Raw genomic sequence first — 21,306 nt, 5'->3', positions numbered from 1 at the left:
CCCATGCTGCTGCGTTTTACTAAAATGCACGGCTTGGGCAATGACTTCATGGTTCTCGACCTGGTCAGCCAGCACGCGCATATTCAGCCAAAGCACGCCAAGCAGTGGGGCGACCGCCACACCGGCATCGGTTTCGACCAGTTGCTGATCGTTGAGGCACCGAGCAATCCGGACGTGGATTTCCGTTACCGGATCTTCAATTCCGATGGCTCGGAAGTCGAGCAGTGCGGCAACGGTGCGCGCTGCTTTGCACGCTTCGTGCTCGACAAGCGTCTGACCGCCAAACGGCAGATTCGCGTCGAGACCAAGGGCGGCATCATCGAACTGGACGTGCGTAACGACGGCCAGATCGGCGTGAACATGGGCGCCCCGCGTCTGGTGCCAGCGGACATTCCGTTCGAAGCGCCAGCGCAAGCGACCAGCTATCAGCTGGAAGTCGACGGCACCACGGTCGAACTGGCCGCAGTGTCGATGGGCAACCCGCACGCCGTGTTGCGCGTGCAGGACATCAACAGTGCACCGGTGCATGAGCTGGGGCCGAAAATCGAACACCATCCGCGCTTCCCCGCGCGAGTGAATGTCGGTTTTCTCCAGGTCATCGACCGTAACCGTGCGCAGTTGCGCGTGTGGGAACGCGGTGCCGGGGAAACCCAGGCCTGCGGTACCGGCGCCTGTGCAGCGGCTGTCGCTGCGATCAGCCAGGGGTGGATGGATTCGCCGCTATTGATCGACCTGCCCGGCGGGCGTCTGTCCATTGAATGGGCAGGCCCTGGCCAACCGGTGCTGATGACCGGTCCGGCAGTGCGTGTATACGAAGGACAAGTACGTCTTTGAGTGAGCAGAAACCATGACCGATAAGCCTCAGGTACCCGCCCGACAGTCCGACGAATCAGCGTCCGAGAGCCTGGAGGCGGCAGCGATTGCCGCATACCTCGAGGCTCATCCGGACTTCTTCGTCGAGCACGAAGAACTGCTGCCCGCCCTGCGTATTCCCCACCAGCGTGGCGATACCGTTTCGCTGGTCGAGCGGCAGATGACCCTTCTGCGCGACCGTAACATCGAGATGCGCCATCGCCTCTCGCAGTTGATGGACGTCGCCCGCGACAACGATCGACTGTTCGACAAGACCCGCCGTCTCATACTGTCCCTGATGGACGCCGCCAGCCTCGAAGACGTGGTGATCAGCGTCGAAGACAGCCTGCGCCAGGATTTTCAGGTGCCCTTTGTCAGCCTGATCCTGCTCGGTGACAACCCGGCGCCGGTCGGTCGCTGGGTCACTCACGCTGACGCCCAAGTCGCCATCGGCGGCTTGCTTACCGAAGGCAAAAGCGTCAGCGGCAGCCTGCGTGAGCATGAGCTGGATTTTCTTTTCGGCGAAGAACAGCGCAAACAGATCGGCTCCACCGCCGTGGTCGCGGTCAGTCATCAAGGCATCCACGGCATTCTGGCGATCGCCAGCCGTGATCCGCAGCACTACAAGAGTTCGGTCGGTACGCTGTTCCTCAGCTACATCGCCGAAGTCATGGGCCGTGTGCTGCCACGGGTCAATAGCTCCCTGCGCTCGGTACGCTGAGCATGGAACGGCAACTGGACGCTTACTGCGAACACCTGCGCAGTGAGCGACAGGTGTCGCCGCACACGCTCTCGGCCTATCGCCGCGACCTCGATAAAGTCCTTGGCTGGTGCGTCAAACAGAACATCGGCAGCTGGGCGGCGCTAGACATTCAGCGCCTGCGCAGCCTAATCGCCCGTCTGCATGCGCAGGGCCAATCCTCACGCAGTCTCGCCCGGCTGCTATCGGCAGTACGCGGGCTCTATCACTATCTGAATCGCGAAGGTCTTTGCGACCACGATCCGGCGACGGGTCTGGCACCGCCAAAAGGCGAGCGCCGACTGCCGAAAACCCTCGATACTGATCGCGCACTGCAACTGCTTGAAGGCGCGGTCGAGGATGATTTTCTCGCGCGGCGCGATCAGGCGATTCTTGAGTTGTTCTATTCTTCCGGCCTGCGTCTTTCCGAACTGACCGGACTCAATCTCGATCAACTCGACCTCGCCGATGGCATGGTTCAAGTCCTCGGCAAGGGCAGTAAAACCCGGCTGCTGCCGGTGGGCAAAAAGGCCCGCGAAGCCCTCGAACAATGGCTGCCTCTGCGGGCCATGACCAACCCCGCAGACGACGCCGTATTCGTCAGCCAGCAAGGCCGACGCCTCGGTCCACGGGCGATTCAGGTGCGAGTGAAACTGGCCGGCGAACGCGAACTGGGGCAGAACTTGCACCCGCACATGCTGCGCCACTCCTTCGCCAGCCACCTGCTCGAATCCTCGCAGGATCTGCGCGCGGTGCAGGAATTGCTCGGCCACTCGGACATCAAGACCACGCAGATCTACACCCACCTGGACTTCCAGCACCTGGCGGCGGTCTACGACAGTGCCCACCCACGGGCTAAACGCATGAAAGGCGATGATTCATGAGCATCCAGTTGATCACCTTCGACCTCGACGACACCTTGTGGGACACCGCTCCGGTGATCGTCAGCGCCGAAGCGATATTGCGCGAATGGCTGAGCGAACATGCGCCGAATCTGGGTGCAGTGCCGGTGGAGCATTTGTGGGGGATTCGTGAGCGGGTGCTGGCCAATGAGCCGGGGTTGAAACATCGCATCAGTGCGCTTCGGCGGCGGGTGTTGTTTCATGCGATGGAAGACGCCGGGTACGCCCATGGCGAGGCATCCGATCTGGCCGACAAGGGCTTTGAAGTGTTTCTGCATGCGCGGCATCAGATCGAAGTGTTCCCTGAAGTTGAGCCGGTGCTGGAGATTCTCGCCAATCACTATGCGCTTGGCGTGGTCACCAACGGCAACGCCGATGTGCGGCGGTTGGGGTTGGCGGATTACTTCAAGTTTGCGTTGTGCGCGGAAGATATCGGCATCGCCAAACCGGATGCCCGGTTGTTTCATGAAGCTTTACAGCGTGGTGGTGCTACAGCCGAAACAGCCGTGCATATTGGCGATCATCCGGGCGATGACATCGCTGGAGCACAACAGGCGGGGTTGCGGGCAATCTGGTTTAATCCGGCGGGGAAAGTCTGGGAAGCGGATCGTCTGCCGGATGCCGAGATTCGCAGCCTGAGTGATTTGCCAGCCGTACTCGCACGCTGGAATGCCACCTCGAAATAATCCACAAACCCTGTGGGAGCGAGCTTGCTCGCGAAAGCGTCAGGTCAGTCACTGCAATGCTGTACGACCTACCGCATTCGCGAGCAAGCTCGCTCCCACAAGGGAACAGTATTCACTTCAGCTCATTTATTCCAGGCATGAAAAAGCCCGCAGCGACGGCGGGCCTTTTCAGCAAGCCAGCGGCACGCCTCAGATAGGGCGGCTGCCGTACTTGTTGTCCGGCTTTTTCGGAGGATCGGCGACCACGTTGGCCTCCACTTCCTGAACCTTGCCGCCTCGCGACAGGAACTCTTCCATGGCCTTGGCCAGGGCGTCGCGTTCCTTGTTCTTGGCTTCAATGCTCGGCAACTCATCTACCGACACCGCAGCCTTGGCTTTGCCTTTGGCAGCCGGGGCCGGCGTATCGTCACCGCCATCGTCGTCAGCAACGTCTTCCGCTGCTGCTTCCAGGCCTTCTTCGGCCTCGTCTTCGTCGCCTACTTCGAGGTCGTCGTTTTCCAGATCATCGTCGCTCATGTTCTACCTCATGACTTGCGAAAAGCAGATTAGTTATAGACCAGCTTTGGCAACTGTCGAAAGTCGCCGTTAAAAAATCAGTAACCATTGATGACCAACGGTTTACGCCCCTTCACCGTGCAAGGTGGCGAGGACTTTTCGGGCACCGCCATGATCACGGTGCTCGCCCAGATAAACGCCTTGCCAGGTTCCCAGTGCCAGGCGACCTGCCGAAACCGGCAGACTGATCTGGCAGCCAAGCACGCTGGCCTTGAAGTGCGCCGGGAGGTCGTCCAGGCCTTCGTCGTTATGCTCATAGCCGTCTGTTCCTTGTGGGATCAGACGATTGAAAAATCGTTCGAAGTCGCGACGTACCGCCGGATCGGCGTTCTCGTTGATGGTCAACGACGCCGAGGTATGCTGCAGCCACAAATGCAACAGACCGACCCGGCACTCCCTGAGTTCAGGCAGCCCTGTGATCAACTCGTCCGTCACCAGATGAGAGCCCCGGGGCCGTGCCCGCAGGGTTATCAGAGTCTGTTGCCACATACAGTTCTCCGCACGTTCGGGGCGCATTCTAGCGCGCTCTGGGAAAAAACAAAGGCCCTAATATTCCTGCAATGATGTAAGCCATTGGCCGTAGAAAAACGCTCGTCGTAAACACGACCAAAGCCGTACGAAAAATCCTTTCAGCTGCTCTCTTTGCGACAAATTCCAGACAAAAAAATGCCCGGCGAACCGGGCAAGTTTTTTAGTGCGCGTACTTACAGGTTGTAGCCGCGTTCGTTGTGTTGTGCCAGATCGAGGCCCACCGACTCTTCTTCCTCGGTCACACGCAGACCCATGACGGCGTCCAGGACCTTGAGGATGATGAAGGTGACGATCGCGGTGTAGATCACCGTGAAGCCCACGCCTTTGACCTGAATCCACACTTGCGCACCGATATCGGTAACGGTGCCGAAGCCACCCAACGCCGGCGCAGCGAACACACCGGTGAGGATCGCGCCGAGGATACCGCCGATACCGTGCACGCCGAACGCGTCCAGGGAATCGTCATAACCGAGTTTGCGTTTCAGGGTTGTGGCGCAGAAGAAGCACACCACGCCTGCGGCCAGACCAATCACCAATGCGCCCATCGGGCCCACGGTGCCAGCAGCCGGAGTTATCGCTACCAGACCGGCAACCACACCCGATGCGATACCCAGTGCGCTTGGCTTGCCGTGGGTGACCCACTCGGCAAACATCCAGCCCAGTGCCGCAGCAGCGGTAGCAATCTGAGTGACCAGCATCGCCATGCCGGCAGTGCCGTTGGCCGCTGCAGCGGAGCCGGCGTTGAAGCCGAACCAGCCGACCCACAGCATCGCCGCGCCCATCAGGGTGTAACCGAGGTTGTGCGGCGCCATCGGGGTGGTCGGGAAGCCTTTGCGCTTGCCCAATACCAGGCAGGCAATCAGACCAGCCACACCAGCGTTGATGTGCACCACGGTGCCGCCGGCGAAGTCGAGTACGCCCCAGTCCCACATCAGGCCGCCGTTGCCGGACCAGACCATGTGCGCAATCGGTGCGTAAACCAGGGTGAACCAGATGCCCATGAAGATCAGCATCGCGGAGAACTTCATCCGCTCAGCGAACGCACCGACGATCAGCGCCGGGGTGATGATCGCGAAGGTCATCTGGAAGGTGATGAACACCGCCTCAGGGAACAAAGCCGCTGGGCCGGTCAGGCTCGAAGGCGTGACACCGGCGAGGAACGCCTTGCCCATGCCGCCGAAGAACGAGTTGAAGTTGACGACGCCCTGCTCCATGCCGGTGGTGTCGAACGCAATGCTGTAGCCATAAATGACCCACAGGATGCTGATCAGACCGGTAATGGCGAAGCACTGCATCATCACGGAAAGAATGTTTTTCGAGCGAACCATGCCGCCGTAGAACAGCGCCAGGCCCGGGATGGTCATGAACAGCACGAGGGCTGTCGAGGTGAGCATCCAGGCAGTGTCGCCGGAATTGAGGACCGGGGCCGCCACTTCGTCTGCCGCCATTGCAAGGCTTGGCATTACGATGGACAACAGGGCTCCTAGCCCTGCGAATTTACGCAGAGTCATATTGTTTTCTCCTGGGGCGTTGGGGTTTGTGGCGGCGCTTAGATCGCGTCGGTATCGGTTTCGCCGGTACGGATGCGGATCGCCTGTTCCAGATTGACCACGAAGATCTTGCCGTCACCGATCTTGCCGGTGTTGGCCGCTTTGGTTATCGCCTCGATAACCCGATCAAGATCCTTGTCGTCGATGGCCACGTCGATTTTCACCTTGGGCAGAAAATCGACCACATATTCCGCGCCGCGATACAGCTCGGTGTGACCCTTCTGCCGGCCGAAGCCTTTAACTTCAGTAACGGTAATGCCCTGCACGCCGATTTCGGACAGCGACTCGCGCACGTCGTCCAACTTGAACGGCTTGATGATGGCAGTGACTAGCTTCATGAAAACTCTCTCCCGAATTGGTGGACTTGCCCCAGGAAAACAAACCCGACTCAAGTCTAAGCGCAGTGCCTGGCTTTGTAACGCATCGTCGGCCTTACCTGCCCGACTGACGCCAGCTAACCGCTGCCGACGAAACTCCCCGCTCCGTCTGCCGCACTGCATTCGTCACAGCGACTGCATCAGTGCATGGGTCACTACCGACTAAGCAGAAAGCTTGCCATCTCGCCAAATTCCCCTGATTTCAATCCCTTGGCCGCTGCCACAGGCGTTAGCGCGAAAAAGGCCCGACGGTTACGCACAACAACGGTGCGTCGCCGCCCGCCCTCTTGCGCGAAAAGCGTGCATCCATGCCTGCATCAGTGACTATAGACACTGCGTGATACACTGCCCGCCACTGTTTACAGGACACATTCCATGCTCGCGCCCAAAGACTTCCTCGACGCCCTGAGCGGCACCGCCTCACGCCTGTTCAGCGGCGACACCCCGCTGCCGAAAGCCGAAATCGAAAGCCAGTTCAAGATGCTGCTGCAAAGCGCCTTCAGCAAACTCGACCTGGTGAGCCGGGAAGAATTCGATAGTCAGATGGTTGTGTTGGCGCGTACTCGCGCTCGCCTCGAAAGCCTCGAAGCCAAAGTCGCCGAGATGGAAGCAAAGCTGACGCCGCCCGCTGAATAATCCGCGCCCCCTGTAGGAGCTGCCGAAGGCTGCGATCTTTTGATCTCCAGCCCTTCAACCATCCCGGCAACGTCCTACAACCTGAATGACCGCCGTCCGATTGCGCCGAAAAGCCCAGGTTTCTAAGCTCACCCGATGCTGAATGTTCAGCACCGGGTTTGGCGACCCGAACAGCTTAAGGCGCACGACAACCATGATGGCGGCTACATTTACCGCCACATCGTTTCATGGCGGTTGTGCGTGGGAGACCTTCGGGTCTGCCGGGTTCCTTTTGCTCCGGTTCGCCAACCCGCGTACAACTGCCACCCAATCGTTTGGCGACGATTGAGGGCAGCCCCTTAAGCAAGAGGAACTGCTCCATGAATCAAGAAGAGACTTATCTAAGCCCGCACATCTTCACCCGCCACAAACTCCCCCTCCACGCCCTCCTCATCCAGAACCAACCCTGGTTCTGCGCCCGAGACCTGAGTCGCCTGCTGCACATCTACCTCAACGAACGCATGCTGCGAAAACTCGACCACGACCAATACCAAACCCGCAAAACCTTGATCCACAACCAGATCGAAAACGCCCTGCTGATCAGCGAATCCGGCATCTACGCCCTCCTCGTCTACCACTACTGCCCCGAATACCGAGCCCTGCGGGAATGGATCACCCACCAGGTCATCCCCACCCTGCGCGACGCCCAACACCCCAGCACAAGCGAACGCCCACATCTCAGCTTGCTCAGTTGGCCGGACATGACGTTGAGTTTGTTGCATTGGAATAATCAGCCGTGGATACGGTTGCAGGATGTGCCACACATGGTGACGGAGCGAGAACAAGCAAACCGCACGGTTGTGAACTCATGGTGGAGAAAGGCTCTGCAATTGATCTGAATTTTTGCGCTGCAACCTCACCAACGGTCATTTCAGTGATACCACTGAAATGACCTGTCTTGTGTCTTCGTTAACTCGCCCCCCCTACTCCGAAATCCTCCACTCACAGAAGTAACGTCCTACAAAACGCGTCCCCCACGTCTGATTTCGCTGCCCCCTCTCTGCTGGCTATCTTCTGCGACCAGATCCAAACAGATGAAAACAATGAGAAGAAAAGGCAAAGCAACGGATCTTCGTAACCAGACATTCAGATCAAACTCGCGAAAGATCGCCTACAAATTCTTTCTAAAGAACATTGCCCCGAGAATCCCAAATATTGATGCAGCAGCGGTCAAGTTTGAGCCAATTACCCCAGCAGCGATAAAGCAATACTTTCTCTGGGAGGGGCCAACAATTTTCCCTTGGGATGACGTTGCAGACTGGAAAAGTAAAGATGCGAAAGGTCTGGATTTGGCGATATGGTTCAAACAGATTCTTTGCGGCATGTGCTATGCGACCCCGCGCGCAAGCTCTATCTGCTTAAAGATTATTCTGTTGGAAGGGCATCCGGACAGGGCGCACCCGCTTCGCGGCAGGATCGCGCCGATTGCTCTGCTTGTCGCAGATCACTATGCGCGAGCGCTAGGATGCAAAGAAATCGAAATTCAGGATCCTGATCCGAATGTTGTTTTTTACTACCGGAAACTGGGGTTCGAATTCGACCATACCAACCGGCTTGTCATTTCTGTGAACGGTCAATAACATCGAAATCAACAACCCAATCGTACGAGGTGCGTATGAGCCCAAAAAAGCGAAAGGCAAAGCTTCTTCAGATTGTTGAACTACATCTCGAAGCACTCCGGTTGGCTGGGGATATGTCAGCCAACCAACGGCGATTTATTGAAGTTGCTGTTACGTGTGGGCCAGAGCTTGAGCCAAGCGGCCCGCTGGCCGGTAGAAGATCCTGAGTCAAAAATAAAAAGGCGTCCATAGGACGCCTTTTTTGTGTTTGGAGGAGTAGTCGCAGCGATTCTTTAGCTCCTGGCTTTGCAACCATGGGTTCAGAATCCGACGAGCTGGCCCGTCGTCACTACTTCAGAAAAACCAGCTTTCTCTGCTGCCAAAAATGCGGGGGAGCTTTTACTGGTGCCCAGTCCCGACGAATGCGCAGTTGCAGTCCTCGGACGGGATGATCCGTCAATGCCGGTCGAGAGTCAACGCTCCAATTCAGGGAAGCAGTGCCGCGCCATTGGGTTTTGATACGTCTTGTAAACCTCTATTCCAGCACTGAAACCCGGCTCAACTACCCTTAAAAAACCCGCAGGAAGCGGCCCCCCGATTCAGCTCAAGGAACGACCATGTCCCTCTCCATCGTCCACAGTCGCGCCCAGATTGGCGTGGAAGCCCCCGCTGTCACCGTCGAAGTCCATCTGGCCAACGGCCTGCCGTCGCTGACCATGGTCGGTCTGCCCGAGGCGGCGGTGAAGGAGAGCAAGGATCGGGTGCGTAGCGCGATCATCAATTCCGGGCTGCAGTTTCCGGCGCGGCGGATCACCCTGAATCTGGCGCCGGCGGATCTGCCCAAGGATGGCGGGCGGTTTGATCTGGCGATTGCCTTGGGGATACTGTCGGCGAGTGTGCAGGTACCGTGTCTGACGCTGGATGATGTGGAATGTCTTGGCGAGTTGGCGTTGTCCGGTGCCGTGCGGCCGGTGCGCGGGGTGTTGCCGGCGGCACTGGCGGCGCGCAAGGCCGGGCGTGCGCTGGTGGTGCCTCGGGCGAATGCCGAGGAGGCGTGTCTGGCTTCAGGGTTGAAGGTTTTTGCGGTGGATCATCTGCTGGAAGCAGTGGCGCATTTCAATGGGCATACGCCAGTGGAACCCTACGTGTCGGATGGTTTGATCCATGCCGCCAGACCCTATCCTGACCTCAACGAAGTGCAAGGGCAAATGGCAGCCAAACGCGCTTTGCTGATTGCGGCGGCAGGCGCGCACAACCTGTTGTTCAGCGGCCCCCCGGGGACGGGCAAGACGCTGTTGGCCAGTCGATTGCCGGGACTGCTCCCGCCGCTGTCCGAATGCGAAGCCCTTGAGGTTGCGGCGATTCAATCTGTCGCCAGCGGCGTGCCATTGACCCATTGGCCACAGCGGCCGTTTCGCCAGCCGCACCATTCCGCATCCGGTCCAGCGCTGGTCGGTGGCAGCTCAAAACCGCAACCCGGTGAGATTACCCTCGCCCATCACGGCGTGCTGTTTCTCGATGAGCTGCCGGAGTTTGATCGCAAGGTGCTGGAGGTGCTGCGCGAGCCGCTGGAGTCCGGGCATATCGTGATTGCCCGGGCCAAGGATCGCGTGCGTTTCCCGGCGCGATTTCAGTTGGTGGCGGCGATGAACCCGTGTCCCTGTGGATATCTTGGCGAGCCGAGTGGCAAGTGTTCCTGCACGCCGGACATGGTGCAGCGCTATCGCAACAAACTGTCGGGGCCGTTGCTGGACCGGATCGACTTGCACCTGACAGTGGCGCGGGAAGCGACGGCGTTGAACCCGCAGGTAAAGCCGGGAGAAGACAGCGCCAGCGCCGCAGCACTGGTAGCCGAGGCTCGCGAACGACAGCAGAAGCGGCAGGGCTGTGCCAATGCGTTTCTCGATCTGCCGGGATTGAAGCGGCACTGCAAGTTATCCACAGCCGATGAGAAATGGCTGGAATCAGCCTGTGAACGCCTGACGCTTTCGCTGCGCTCGGCCCATCGCCTGCTCAAGGTCGCCCGCACTCTGGCAGACCTTGAGCAAGTCGATGCAATCAAACGCGAACACTTGGCCGAGGCACTGCAATACCGGCCGGCGACACCTTAATGCTCGGTCAGATCAACCAACGGCGTCTGCCGCACTTCGGTTTCACGCCCGGCCTGAATCTCGCTCACACGCTTCAAGGCGTTCTCCACAGCACCTTTGTCCGCGAGCAGGCTGTAGCTGATCTGGAACTGTTTGTGTTCCTTGGGTGCAATGGTCGGCACCAGATTCAGCGGGCGCTGATAGCGACGGTTGTAGGAAAAGCTGGTGCCCGGCTCCAGCCCGGTGACGTAGCCCTGGCCTTGAGTGTCGGTATTTTTCCACAGGGAGAACACCGGCAACTGCTGGGTATTGAAGCCAACAGAAACACCGAGGCTGCCGGCCTTATTGTGCAAAACAGTCAGGGTTTCGCCTTTGGCATCGGCGTAAGGCACAACGTTGTAGACGGTTTCGTCGTAGTCCTTGGTCGGCGCGCGATAGGTCTGCCAATCGGCCAGATCGCCCTTGGCCTTGTCGTTGAACGGCGATACCTGTTTAACCGGTGCAGCAAAACGTGCGCCCTGCTCGAGGAACGGCGTGCTGAAATTGCTGTGATACAGCGCCTGGTATTCCTTCGGATAGTCGCCGTTGTTGCTCAGCGTATCGTTGAGTGCGAAACGCACACTGCCGGGTTCGGTGACCAGTTCAGTGACGACCGAGAAGTCGACTTTCTTGAAGGCCTGTTCTTTCAATTCGCCACGCAGGCTGATGGCGTAGGGCGGCTTTTCATCGATGTGCAGGGTGACGGTGCTGGCCGGGATGTTGGCGGCGCGGCCGTGCAAGGTCAGCAGTTCGCCATTGTCGATGCCGGGATGGCCGACCCATTCGTAACCGCAGCGGGCGACCAGTTCATTGAAGCCCTCCAGCCAACCCAGCCCACCACGCCCGTTGAGCTCGATAAAGGCCGGGTTGACCACGTCCTTGACCGGCGAATCCCAACCCATCCGCACGTTGCCGACAGAAGCCTGCAAGACGTTCATGCCTCGGGTGGGCACCACCGAGAGTTTCATCGCGCCGTTATCGATATCGACGATGCTGACGCCTTCTTGCCGCCCACCGTGCAAGGTACGCAGGCTCACGGAGAAGGGTTTGGCGGTTTTCACGCCGAGCTGCTCACTGGTGATGGTCCAGTTTTGCGCGGGCTTGTTGGTATCGAGAAGGACGTAATCCCAAGCCAAGGCGTGGGAAGCAGCAGAGAATGCGCCGAGGGCGACGGCGAGTTTGAGCGGGGTCATGGCAGCAGCCTTTATTGGAGTTGTGCCATTTTTATAGCGCTGCGGAAACGTTTCAGCAAGTATGAAAGAGAAAGAGCTCGAGTGTTTTACCCAGGATTGGCAGTGAGGCGATCGCGAGCAGGCTCACTCCTACAGGGATCTTCAGTGACCACAAAAATTGCGACCAACCGATATACCTGTAGGAGTGAGCCTGCTCGCGATAGCGATTTCAGCCACCCATCAACGGAAGCGATCAACCTCGGAACGCAAATCCGCCGCCAGTTTCTCCAGCTCTTTAGCCGTAACAGCCAAGTTCGACACAACCTCACGCTGCTCACTGTTCGCCAACGCAATGCTCTGCAAGTTGCTGCTCAACAAGGTCGCAGTGCTGCTCTGCTCCTGAGTGGCCGTGGTAATCGCAGCAAACTGCTGCCCCGCCGAACGGCTCTGCTCATCGATACGCGCCAGCGCCGACGCCACGTTGGCGTTGCGCGACAAGCCTTCCTGCATCAGCACATTGCCCTGCTCCATGGTGCTGATCGCGTTGCCGGTTTCCTGCTGGATGCTGTGGATCATGCTGGAAATCTCGTCGGTCGCCTGACGGGTGCGCGAAGCCAGGCTGCGCACTTCATCGGCCACCACAGCAAAGCCACGACCCTGCTCACCAGCACGGGCAGCTTCGATTGCTGCGTTAAGTGCCAGAAGGTTGGTCTGCTCGGCGATCGAGGTGATCACACCCACGATGCCGCCGATTTCCTGCGAGCGCTGACCGAGGGTGTTGATCACGGTGGCGGTGCTGTTCAGGGCGCCAGCGATTTGCTCCAGCGAGGACGACGCTTCTTCCATCGAGCTGCGGCCAATCTGCGTTTGCTGGGCATTTTCCTGCGCCAGACGCTGGGTCGCGCCCATGTTGTCGGCGATGTTCAACGACGTCGCACTGAACTCTTCCACCGCGCCGGCCATGCTGGTGATTTCGCCAGATTGTTGCTCCATGCCTTCATACGCACCACCGGACAAACCGGACAGGGCCTGGGCACGGCTATTGACCTCTTCCGAAGAGCGGCGGATGTGCTCGACCATGGTCGACAGCGCCTGGCTCATCTGGTTGAACGCGCGCGACAACTGACCGATTTCATCGTTGCTCGATACGTTCAGGCGAACGCTCAGATCACCGGCGCCCAAGGCCTCGGCCTGACGCACCAGATCCCCCAGAGGCGCCAGTTTGCTGCGCAGCAGCCAGACCACAGATCCGACCGCCAGCAGCATCGCCAACAGACTGCCAATGGCCAGTTGCGTACCCACGCTCCAGGTCACCGCGCGGATCTCGGCTTTCGGCATGCTCGCCACGACCGACCATGGCCCGCCATCGAACGGCACGGCAATGCTGTAGAAATCTTCCGAGGTGTCGCTCCAGAACTCACCCTTGCCCGGCTTTGCAGCCAAACCTTTGATCACCGGAACGGCTTGATCCAGCGCCTGCACCCCCGCTGGCGCGACCAGCCATTTGTTTTGCTCGTCGAGCAACGCCAGCGAACCGCTCTGGCCAATGCGGAAGCGCTTGAGGTTATCGAACTGGATGTTCTGCGCGTCGGTGTAATCGAAGCCGACGAACAGCACCGCAATCACCTTGCCGCTGCCATCACGCACCGGGGTGTATTGGGTCATGTAGGAGCGATCGAACAGCAAGGCGCGACCGACGTAACCCTGCCCCGCCATCAACTTCGCGTAGGCCGGGTGCGCGTGATCGAGCAAGGTGCCGATGGCACGGGTGCCATCCTGTTTGGTCAGCGAAGTGCTGACGCGGATGAAGTCTTCGCCGCTGCGCACGAACAGTGTGGCGACGCCGGCGGTCATCTGCTTGAACTCGTCGACTTCCTTGAAGTTGTTGTTCAGCACTTCGCTGCCCAGGTGCAGGCCCGGGGTCTGGGTGCCGGCAACATTCACAGGCTCACTCGGGTGAATGCTCAGACCTACGCTGAAGCGCTTCTCGAACAGCCCGCTCAGGCGCTGGGTGCTTTCACGCAGCGTGCCGTGGAAGGTGCTCAGTTGGTCGGCCAGCAGCCGCGCCTCACTGGCCAGATGCTCTTCACGGGTGGCGAGGTTGGCGGAGTCCAGCGAACGCAAGGCGAACACCGTACTGCCACTGATAACTATCGCCAGTATTACAGCGAGCGCGAGGCCCAGCTGCGAGGCAATCCGAGCGCGAGGTTGAGACATGGACAGCTCCTGGCCGAGCCACGGGATCCTCCTTGATCTCGACTCGGAAATTTTTCTGGTTGTGTGGGTGAATCGTGGATACCGGCACGACGGTTCCACAAGCACGTATTCGGCGGTGGATCCAAATACTTGAGCGGAAAACAAGGTTATGGCACAAGGCCGGTATTGTGGCGGCTCTAACGTTTCAGCTCAAGCGCGCAACCGCCGGCAACTCCATGGCGCGGACTTCGCTTTGCAGAAAGTCGCTGAGACGGCGCAAACGTTCACCTCCCGGGCGGGTCTTTGGCCACACAAGGTAGTAATTCAAGCCGCTGGCGACCGCGGTTGGCCACGGCAGGCTCAGCCTTCCCTGCGCCACATCTTCGGCGACCATCAACAGGTCGCCCATCGATACACCGTACCCGCGCGCCGCCGCGATCATGCCCAATTCGAGGGTATCGAACACTTGCCCACCCTTGAGTGACACCTGATCGGACAGCCCCATGTGTTCCAGCCAACTGCGCCAATCGCGACGGTCCGGTGTCGGGTGAAGTAATTCGGTGCAAGCCAGTCGAGCCAGATCCCACGGCTGATCATTCAGCAGGTTTGGCGCCCCCACCGGAATCAGCTCTTCAGGAAACAGCAGGCTCGCCTCCCAATCCGGCGGAAAATGCCCGTCACTCAACAGCACCGCGCAGTCGAACGGCTCATCGTTAAAGTCCACCGAATCGACGTCCATCCACGCACTGGTCAGTTGCACTTCGTTGCCAGGCTGCAAATGGCGGAAGCGACTCAGGCGCGCGAGCAACCAGCGCATGGTCAGGGTCGAGGGCGCTTTCATGCGCAAAATGTCGTCCTCGGCACGCAAGGTATTGCAGGCCCGCTCCAGCGCGCTGAAGCCTTCGCGGATCCCGGGCAGCAGCAACCGCGCCGCTTCGGTCAGTTGCAGATTGCGCCCGCTGCGATGAAACAGCCGACAGGCGAAGTGATCTTCGAGGGTCCGAATATGCCGACTTACCGCACTCTGGGTAATCGACAGTTCCTCGGCAGCCCGGGTGAACGAACTATGTCGCGCCGCCGCTTCAAATGCGCGCAGGGCATACAAGGGAGGAAGACGACGAGACATGCAGAAAGCTCCGATAGCGGGATAAAACCAATCTTAAACCGTTTACTCAAGATGAGTTTTAATCATGCCACCCATCCTTTTTATCCCTTTGTGCAAAGCCCGCCAAGCGCCGAGAATCGACGGTCTCCTGTTCCCTCTGAAATTGAGTGGTGATGACCATGCAGCATCCTGTGCGTACCGAACTCTGGGCCATTCTGCGGCTGGCAGGGCCGTTGATTGCTTCACAGTTGGCGCACATGTTGATGGTGCTGACTGACACGTTGATGATGGCGCGCCTGAGTCCTGAAGCGCTTGCGGGCGGCGGTCTCGGTGCGGCGACTTACTCGTTCGTGTCGATTTTCTGCATCGGCGTGATTGCAGCGGTCGGCACATTGGTGGCGATTCGCAAGGGCGCCGGCGACATCATTGGCGCTGCGCGTCTGACCCAGGCCGGATTGTGGCTGGCGTGGCTGATGGCGCTGGGCGCCGGGTTGCTGTTGTGGAACCTGAAACCGGTGTTGCTGCTGTTCGGTCAGACCGAAACCAACGTCAACGCGGCCGGGCAATTCCTGATAGCGCTGCCGTTCGCCCTGCCCGGCTACCTGAGCTTCATGGCCCTGCGCGGTTTCACCAGTGCAATCGGCCGGGCGACACCGGTGATGGTCATCAGCCTGGCCGGCACGGTGGCGAATTTCCTGCTCAATTACGCGCTGATCACCGGCATGTTCGGTCTGCCGAAAATGGGCCTGACGGGCATCGGCCTGGTCACAGCGATTGTCGCCAATTGCATGGCGTTGGCGCTGGCCTGGCACATCCGCCGGCATCCGGCCTATGACGCGTACCCGCTGCGCGCGGGCCTGTCGCGGCCGAACCGGCAGTACCTGAAAGAGTTGTGGCGCCTCGGCCTGCCAATCGGTGGCACGTATGCGGTGGAAGTCGGTTTGTTCGCGTTCGCAGCTCTGTGCATGGGCACCATGGGTAGCACGCAGTTGGGCGCGCACCAGATTGCCCTGCAAATTGTCTCGGTGGCGTTCATGGTGCCGGCGGGCATGTCGTACGCGATCACCATGCGCGTCGGTCAGCATTACGGTGCCGGGCAACTGAGCGATGCGCGGATGTCCGGGCGGGTCGGGATCGTCTTTGGCGCGGTGGTGATGTTGGGATTCGCGATGGTGTTCTGGCTGTTGCCGAACCAGTTGGTCGGGTTGTTCCTCGATCACAATGATCCGGCGTTTGCCGAGGTGATTCGCCTGGCGGTGAGCCTGCTGGCAGTGGCGGCGTGGTTCGAGCTGTTCGACGGCACGCAGACGATTGCCATGGGCTGCATCCGTGGACTCAAGGATGCGAAGACCACGTTTCTGGTCGGGCTCGCTTGCTATTGGCTGATCGGCGCGCCGGCGGCGTGGTGGATGGCGTTCCACTTGAACTGGGGGCCAACGGGTGTCTGGTGGGGATTGGCGCTGGGCCTGGCGTGTGCGGCGGTGAGTTTGACGCTGGCGTTTGAATGGAAGATGAAGCGGATGATTCGGCTGGAGCCGCAATCTCGGGGCTTCAACATCCCTCAACCTGAATGAAGCTCCCACAGGGTTATGCGTTCAGCTCACGATTTCGAGGGCTGACTGTTGGCTTGAGCCGAAGGTTAGATACTCAACCAACTCCGCCAACGGCAACGGCCGGCTGATCAGATAACCCTGCACCTGATCGCAGCCAAACCCGCGCAACAGTTCTAGCTGTTCAGGGGTTTCCACCCCCTCCGCCACCACTTCCAGATGCAGGTTGTGCGCGAGATTGATCATCGCGTGCACCAGTTTGCGGTTCTCTTCGCGCTGCTCCATGCCGCCGACAAAGCTTTTGTCGATCTTCAGCAAGGTGATCGGCAGGCTGTTGAGGTGCACGAACGACGAGAACCCGGTGCCAAAGTCATCCAGCGAGAAGCGCACACCGAGACGGCCGAGAGCGTCCATGGTCTGCTTGACCAGATCGCTACGGCGCATCACGGCGGTTTCAGTCAGTTCGAATTCCAGCCACTGCGCCTCAACGCCACGCTCGGCAATCAACCGGCTCAGCGTCGGCAACAACTGACTGTCTTGAAACTGGCGGAATGACAGGTTGATCGCCATGTGCAGCGCCGGCAGCCCGCGCTCGCGCAACGCCTGCATGTCACGCAAGGCCCGGGAAATCACCCAGTAACCCAGCGGCACGATCAAACCGCTCTGCTCGGCCAAAGGGACAAATTCACTCGGCGGCAGCAAACCGCGCTCGCCATGACGCCAGCGCACCAACGCTTCGAGGCCGACAATCTGGCCATCCTCAAGATTCAGGCGTGGCTGGTAATGCAATTCCAGCTCATCGCGACGCAACGCTCGGCGCAACTCGCTTTCGAGGTCGGCCATGCTCCGCGCATTGCGGTTGATGCGTTCGTTGAAGATATGGAAGGTGCAGCCCTGGGTGCTCTTGGCCTGCTGCATGGCGATGTGGGCGTGCCACATCAGCGGATCGGCGCCGCCCTGCGCACGGGCGTGGGCGATGCCGAGACTGGAGCCGATCAGCAGGCTTTCGCCATCGACCCAATACGGTTCGGCGAGCGCTTCGGTGATGCGTTCGGCCATCCACTCGGCGCGCTGCGGTGCACGGCGGGTGTCGATCAGCAGGGCAAACTCATCGCTGCCCAGCCGCGCCAGTTGATCACCGGCTTCGAGCTGACTTTTCAGCCGTGCGACCACTTGCAGGATCAAGCGATCGCCCGCCTGATGGCCAAGCGCATCGTTGGCGTGGCGGAAGTTGTCGAGATCGAGATGCCCGAGGGCCAGGCCGCGACCGTCGTTTTCCGCGAGGCGCGCAGCAAGCAAGGTCTGGAAACCCTGACGGTTGGCGATGCCGGTCAGCGGATCCTGCTCGGCGAGGCGTTGCAGGGTGTTTTCGAGAACGCCGCGTTCGCGCACATGGCGCAGGCAGCGGCGCAGCATGCCGGCGTCGAGGGCGTCGAACACCAGCCAGTCACTGACGCCAACCGGCGCGGTGTCCGGTTCATGTTCCAGCAGCAAGACCGTCGGCAGGCTGCACCGGCCCGGTGCCGGTTGCAATGCCGGAAGGGTCAACAACACCGCATGGCGGTTGTCTTCGAACAAACTGCTGACCGAATCCCAGCTCGGCGCGCTGATCAGCACCGCCGCGCTCCCCATTGGAGCCAGACACTCACGCAATAACGCTGTCCACGCTGGCTCTTCGGCCAGTAGCAGCAAACGCAAGGGTTCGACAGGCGTAGACAAGCTAGCTCCCTAGACTCTGCAATGATGTGGGCGGGGCATTATGCCGTTGCGCCGTTCAATGACCAAATGACAACGGTTATCAAAACGTTATTTTGTGTCACGAATGAGAACATTAGCCGCAAAATCACCGCGCATCCTCCGCGAAAGTAACAAAACCGGCAAATTTGAATCGCGCGGTACGTCACAAGTCGGAGAGAGCAGCACAAATCGCTGAGCCTGTTAAAATGCCGGCCCATTTCGTCAATGACTCCCGAATTTTCGTATGTCCCGACTCAATCCCCGGCAGCAAGAAGCCGTGAACTACGTCGGCGGCCCTCTATTGGTGCTCGCCGGTGCTGGCTCCGGCAAGACCAGCGTGATCACGCGCAAGATCGCGCACCTGATCCAGAACTGCGGCATCCGTGCCCAGTACATCGTCGCCATGACCTTTACCAACAAGGCCGCGCGCGAGATGAAAGAGCGGGTCGGCACACTGCTGCGCGCCGGCGAAGGTCGCGGCCTGACCGTCTGCACGTTCCACAACCTCGGTCTGAACATCATCCGCAAGGAACACGTGCGGCTGGGCTACAAACCCGGTTTCTCGATCTTTGACGAGACCGACGTCAAAGCCCTGATGACCGACATCATGCAGAAAGAGTACGCGGGCGACGACGGCGTCGACGAGATCAAGAACATGATCGGCGCCTGGAAAAACGACCTGATCCTGCCGCCTCAGGCGCTGGAGAACGCGCGCAATCCCAAGGAACAGACCGCCGCCATCGTCTACACCCACTACCAGCGGACGCTGAAAGCGTTCAACGCGGTGGACTTCGACGACCTGATCCTGCTGCCGGTAAAACTCTTCGAAGAACATGCCGACATCCTCGAAAAGTGGCAGAACAAGGTGCGTTACCTGCTGGTCGACGAATACCAGGACACCAACGCCAGCCAATACCTGCTGGTAAAAATGCTCATCGGCAAGCGCAACCAGTTCACCGTGGTAGGCGACGACGACCAGTCGATCTACGCCTGGCGCGGCGCGCGGCCGGAAAACCTGATGCTGCTCAAGGACGACTATCCGTCCCTGAAAGTGGTGATGCTCGAGCAGAACTACCGCTCCACCAGCCGCATCCTGCGCTGCGCCAACGTGCTGATCTCGAACAACCCGCACGAATTCGAAAAGCAGCTGTGGAGCGAGATGGGCCACGGCGACGAGATCCGCGTGATCCGCTGCCGCAACGAGGACGCCGAAGCCGAGCGCGTGGCCATGGAAATCCTCAGCCTGCACTTGCGCACCGACCGTCCGTACAGCGATTTCGCCATCCTTTATCGCGGCAACTACCAGGCCAAGCTGATCGAACTGAAGCTGCAGCACCACCAGGTGCCGTACCGCCTGAGCGGCGGCAACAGCTTCTTCGGCCGCCAGGAAGTGAAAGACCTGATGGCCTACTTCCGCCTGATCGTGAACCCGGATGACGACAACGCCTTCCTGCGCGTGATCAACGTGCCACGCCGCGAAATCGGCTCGACCACCCTGGAAAAACTCGGCAACTACGCCACCGAACGCAAAATTTCGATGTACGCCGCCACCGACGAAATCGGTCTGGGCGAACATCTGGACAGCCGCTTCACCGATCGCCTGTCGCGCTTCAAACGCTTCATGGACAAGGTCCGTGAGCAGTGCGCCGGCGAGGATCCGATCTCGGCGCTGCGCAGCATGGTCATGGACATCGACTATGAGAACTGGCTGCGCACCAACAGCTCCAGCGACAAGGCGGCCGATTACCGGATGAGCAACGTCTGGTTCCTGATCGAGGCGTTGAAAAACACCCTTGAAAAGGACGAAGAAGGCGAAATGACCGTCGAGGACGCCATCGGCAAACTGGTCCTGCGCGACATGCTCGAACGTCAGCAGGAAGAGGAGGATGGCGCCGAAGGCGTGCAGATGATGACGCTGCATGCGTCCAAGGGTCTGGAATTCCCCTACGTGTTCATCATGGGCATGGAAGAGGAAATCCTCCCGCACCGCTCCAGCATCGAAGCCGACACCATCGAAGAAGAACGCCGACTGGCCTACGTGGGCATCACCCGCGCGCGCCAGACCTTGGCGTTCACTTTCGCCGCCAAGCGCAAGCAGTACGGCGAGATCATCGACTGCGCGCCGAGCCGCTTCCTCGATGAGCTACCGCCGGACGATCTGGCCTGGGAAGGCAACGACGACACACCGACCGAAGTCAAAGTCGTGCGTGGCAATAGCGCATTGGCTGATATACGCGCGATGTTAAAGCGCTAGAATTGACCACTTTTTTTACTAGACCTTCGGCGCACAAAGCGCCAAAAGAGGACAGCTTCATGGAAGCATTGCACCAGAAAATCCGCGAACAAGGCATTGTGCTTTCCGACCAGGTCCTGAAGGTCGACGCCTTCCTGAACCACCAGATCGACCCGGCCCTGATGAAGCTGATCGGCGACGAATTCGCCTCGCTGTTCAGGGACTCGGGCATCACCAAGATCGTCACCATCGAAGCCTCAGGGATAGCCCCGGCGATCATGACCGGTCTGAACCTCGGCGTGCCGGTGATCTTCGCCCGCAAGCAACAGTCCCTGACCCTGACCGAAAACCTGCTGTCGGCGACCGTTTACTCCTTCACCAAAAAGACCGAAAGCACCGTGGCGATCTCTCCGCGCCACCTGACCAGCAGCGACCGCGTGCTGATCATCGACGACTTCCTGGCCAACGGTAAGGCGTCGCAAGCGCTGATCTCGATCATCAAGCAGGCCGGCGCGACCGTTGCCGGTCTGGGCATCGTCATCGAGAAGTCGTTCCAGGGCGGCCGTGCCGAGCTGGATTCGCAGGGCTACCGCGTTGAATCGCTGGCTCGGGTGAAATCGCTGAAGGATGGCGTGGTCACTTTCATCGAATAAAGCCACACCGCAGCCCCCCTGTAGGAGTGAGCCTGCTCGCGATAGCGTAGTGTCAGTCGATATATTCGTCGGTTGAAACACCGCTATCGCGAGCAGGCTCACTCC

19 protein-coding genes are annotated in these 21,306 nt (G+C 59.6%); 11 read left to right on the top strand and 8 right to left on the bottom strand.

All coding sequences use genetic code 11. From position 1 onward, the window contains the following. Positions 1-3: 3 nt before the first annotated feature. Genes dapF through AC0ZWN_RS23850 form a run of 4 tightly spaced genes read left to right on the top strand, consistent with a single transcriptional unit; the run spans position 4 to position 3,179 of the window. Positions 4-834, top strand: a complete 831-nt coding sequence (gene dapF / locus AC0ZWN_RS23865) for a diaminopimelate epimerase (protein ID WP_007911094.1) — start codon at positions 4-6, stop codon at positions 832-834. A gap of 13 nt (positions 835-847) precedes the next feature. Then, the gene (locus AC0ZWN_RS23860; RefSeq protein ID WP_476336800.1) at positions 848-1,573 is read left to right on the top strand and encodes a DUF484 family protein; all 726 of its coding nucleotides are present in this window, start codon (positions 848-850) and stop codon (positions 1,571-1,573) included. Positions 1,574-1,575: 2 nt separating this feature from the next. Further along, on the top strand, positions 1,576-2,475 hold the full coding sequence (xerC, locus tag AC0ZWN_RS23855; protein WP_007950060.1) for a tyrosine recombinase XerC: 900 nt from the start codon (positions 1,576-1,578) through the stop codon (positions 2,473-2,475). Next, a complete protein-coding gene (locus AC0ZWN_RS23850; RefSeq protein WP_476336797.1) occupies positions 2,472-3,179 on the top strand; it encodes an HAD family hydrolase in 708 nt (235 codons plus the stop codon). The genes xerC and AC0ZWN_RS23850 overlap by 4 nt, the downstream gene beginning before the upstream one ends. A 189-nt stretch (positions 3,180-3,368) precedes the next feature. Here the strand turns inward: AC0ZWN_RS23850 and sutA are convergent, their stop codons facing one another. The 4 genes from sutA to glnK all read right to left on the bottom strand — a co-directional run bounded on the left by sutA (position 3,369) and on the right by glnK (position 6,153). Then, positions 3,369-3,695 (bottom strand): transcriptional regulator SutA, encoded by a 327-nt coding sequence (sutA, locus tag AC0ZWN_RS23845; RefSeq protein WP_007920420.1) that lies wholly within the window; start codon positions 3,693-3,695, stop codon positions 3,369-3,371. Between the two features lie 102 nt (positions 3,696-3,797). Further along, positions 3,798-4,223 (bottom strand): secondary thiamine-phosphate synthase enzyme YjbQ, encoded by a 426-nt coding sequence (locus AC0ZWN_RS23840; RefSeq protein WP_476336795.1) that lies wholly within the window; start codon positions 4,221-4,223, stop codon positions 3,798-3,800. Between the two features lie 215 nt (positions 4,224-4,438). After that, a complete protein-coding gene (locus AC0ZWN_RS23835; protein ID WP_007920417.1) occupies positions 4,439-5,776 on the bottom strand; it encodes an ammonium transporter in 1,338 nt (445 codons plus the stop codon). A gap of 38 nt (positions 5,777-5,814) precedes the next feature. Further along, a complete protein-coding gene (glnK, locus tag AC0ZWN_RS23830) occupies positions 5,815-6,153 on the bottom strand; it encodes a P-II family nitrogen regulator (RefSeq protein ID WP_002555808.1) in 339 nt (112 codons plus the stop codon). A 414-nt stretch (positions 6,154-6,567) separates the two neighbouring features. Here glnK and AC0ZWN_RS23825 point away from each other — a divergent pair, with 414 nt between their 5' ends. The 4 genes from AC0ZWN_RS23825 (at position 6,568) to AC0ZWN_RS23810 (ending at position 10,537) form a co-directional block, all read left to right on the top strand. Beyond that, positions 6,568-6,828, top strand: coding sequence for an accessory factor UbiK family protein (locus tag AC0ZWN_RS23825; RefSeq protein WP_007920416.1), 261 nt, complete (start codon positions 6,568-6,570; stop codon positions 6,826-6,828). Between the two features lie 359 nt (positions 6,829-7,187). After that, on the top strand, positions 7,188-7,706 hold the full coding sequence (locus AC0ZWN_RS23820; RefSeq protein WP_476336792.1) for a BRO-N domain-containing protein: 519 nt from the start codon (positions 7,188-7,190) through the stop codon (positions 7,704-7,706). A 195-nt stretch (positions 7,707-7,901) separates the two neighbouring features. Then, positions 7,902-8,447, top strand: a complete 546-nt coding sequence (locus tag AC0ZWN_RS23815) for an N-acetyltransferase (RefSeq protein WP_342593393.1) — start codon at positions 7,902-7,904, stop codon at positions 8,445-8,447. 596 nt (positions 8,448-9,043) lie between these two features. Continuing rightward, positions 9,044-10,537: a YifB family Mg chelatase-like AAA ATPase gene (locus tag AC0ZWN_RS23810; RefSeq protein WP_476336790.1), complete on the top strand. Its 1,494-nt coding sequence runs from the start codon at positions 9,044-9,046 to the stop codon at positions 10,535-10,537. Here AC0ZWN_RS23810 and AC0ZWN_RS23805 read toward each other — a convergent pair. The 3 genes from AC0ZWN_RS23805 to AC0ZWN_RS23795 all read right to left on the bottom strand — a co-directional run bounded on the left by AC0ZWN_RS23805 (position 10,534) and on the right by AC0ZWN_RS23795 (position 15,049). Then, complete coding sequence (locus AC0ZWN_RS23805) at positions 10,534-11,748, bottom strand: aldose 1-epimerase family protein (protein ID WP_476336788.1); 1,215 nt, start codon at positions 11,746-11,748, stop codon at positions 10,534-10,536. The genes AC0ZWN_RS23810 and AC0ZWN_RS23805 overlap by 4 nt on opposite strands. 219 nt (positions 11,749-11,967) lie before the next feature. Beyond that, on the bottom strand, positions 11,968-13,944 hold the full coding sequence (locus tag AC0ZWN_RS23800; protein ID WP_099757500.1) for a methyl-accepting chemotaxis protein: 1,977 nt from the start codon (positions 13,942-13,944) through the stop codon (positions 11,968-11,970). A gap of 184 nt (positions 13,945-14,128) precedes the next feature. Further along, positions 14,129-15,049, bottom strand: a complete 921-nt coding sequence (locus AC0ZWN_RS23795; protein WP_007920406.1) for a LysR substrate-binding domain-containing protein — start codon at positions 15,047-15,049, stop codon at positions 14,129-14,131. Between the two features lie 158 nt (positions 15,050-15,207). Between AC0ZWN_RS23795 and AC0ZWN_RS23790 the strand changes: the two genes are divergently transcribed. Then, a complete protein-coding gene (locus AC0ZWN_RS23790; RefSeq protein WP_476336785.1) occupies positions 15,208-16,602 on the top strand; it encodes a NorM family multidrug efflux MATE transporter in 1,395 nt (464 codons plus the stop codon). A 21-nt stretch (positions 16,603-16,623) separates the two neighbouring features. On the opposite strand, the gene AC0ZWN_RS23785 is transcribed toward AC0ZWN_RS23790, so the two are convergent. Beyond that, positions 16,624-18,297 carry a putative bifunctional diguanylate cyclase/phosphodiesterase gene (locus AC0ZWN_RS23785; protein ID WP_093429679.1) on the bottom strand — a complete coding sequence of 558 codons (1,674 nt, stop codon included), beginning with the start codon at positions 18,295-18,297 and terminating at the stop codon, positions 16,624-16,626. Between the two features lie 262 nt (positions 18,298-18,559). Here AC0ZWN_RS23785 and rep point away from each other — a divergent pair, with 262 nt between their 5' ends. Both rep and AC0ZWN_RS23775 read left to right on the top strand, forming a co-directional pair. Continuing rightward, positions 18,560-20,569, top strand: a complete 2,010-nt coding sequence (rep, locus tag AC0ZWN_RS23780) for a DNA helicase Rep (protein ID WP_220557163.1) — start codon at positions 18,560-18,562, stop codon at positions 20,567-20,569. Between the two features lie 59 nt (positions 20,570-20,628). Continuing rightward, positions 20,629-21,201: a xanthine phosphoribosyltransferase gene (locus AC0ZWN_RS23775; protein ID WP_476336782.1), complete on the top strand. Its 573-nt coding sequence runs from the start codon at positions 20,629-20,631 to the stop codon at positions 21,199-21,201. The last annotated feature ends 105 nt before the right edge of the window (positions 21,202-21,306 follow it).

It is taken from the genome of Pseudomonas sp. 3B-A001-10F (assembly GCF_056313565.1).
This window is presented reverse-complemented; position numbering and strand designations above follow the sequence as displayed.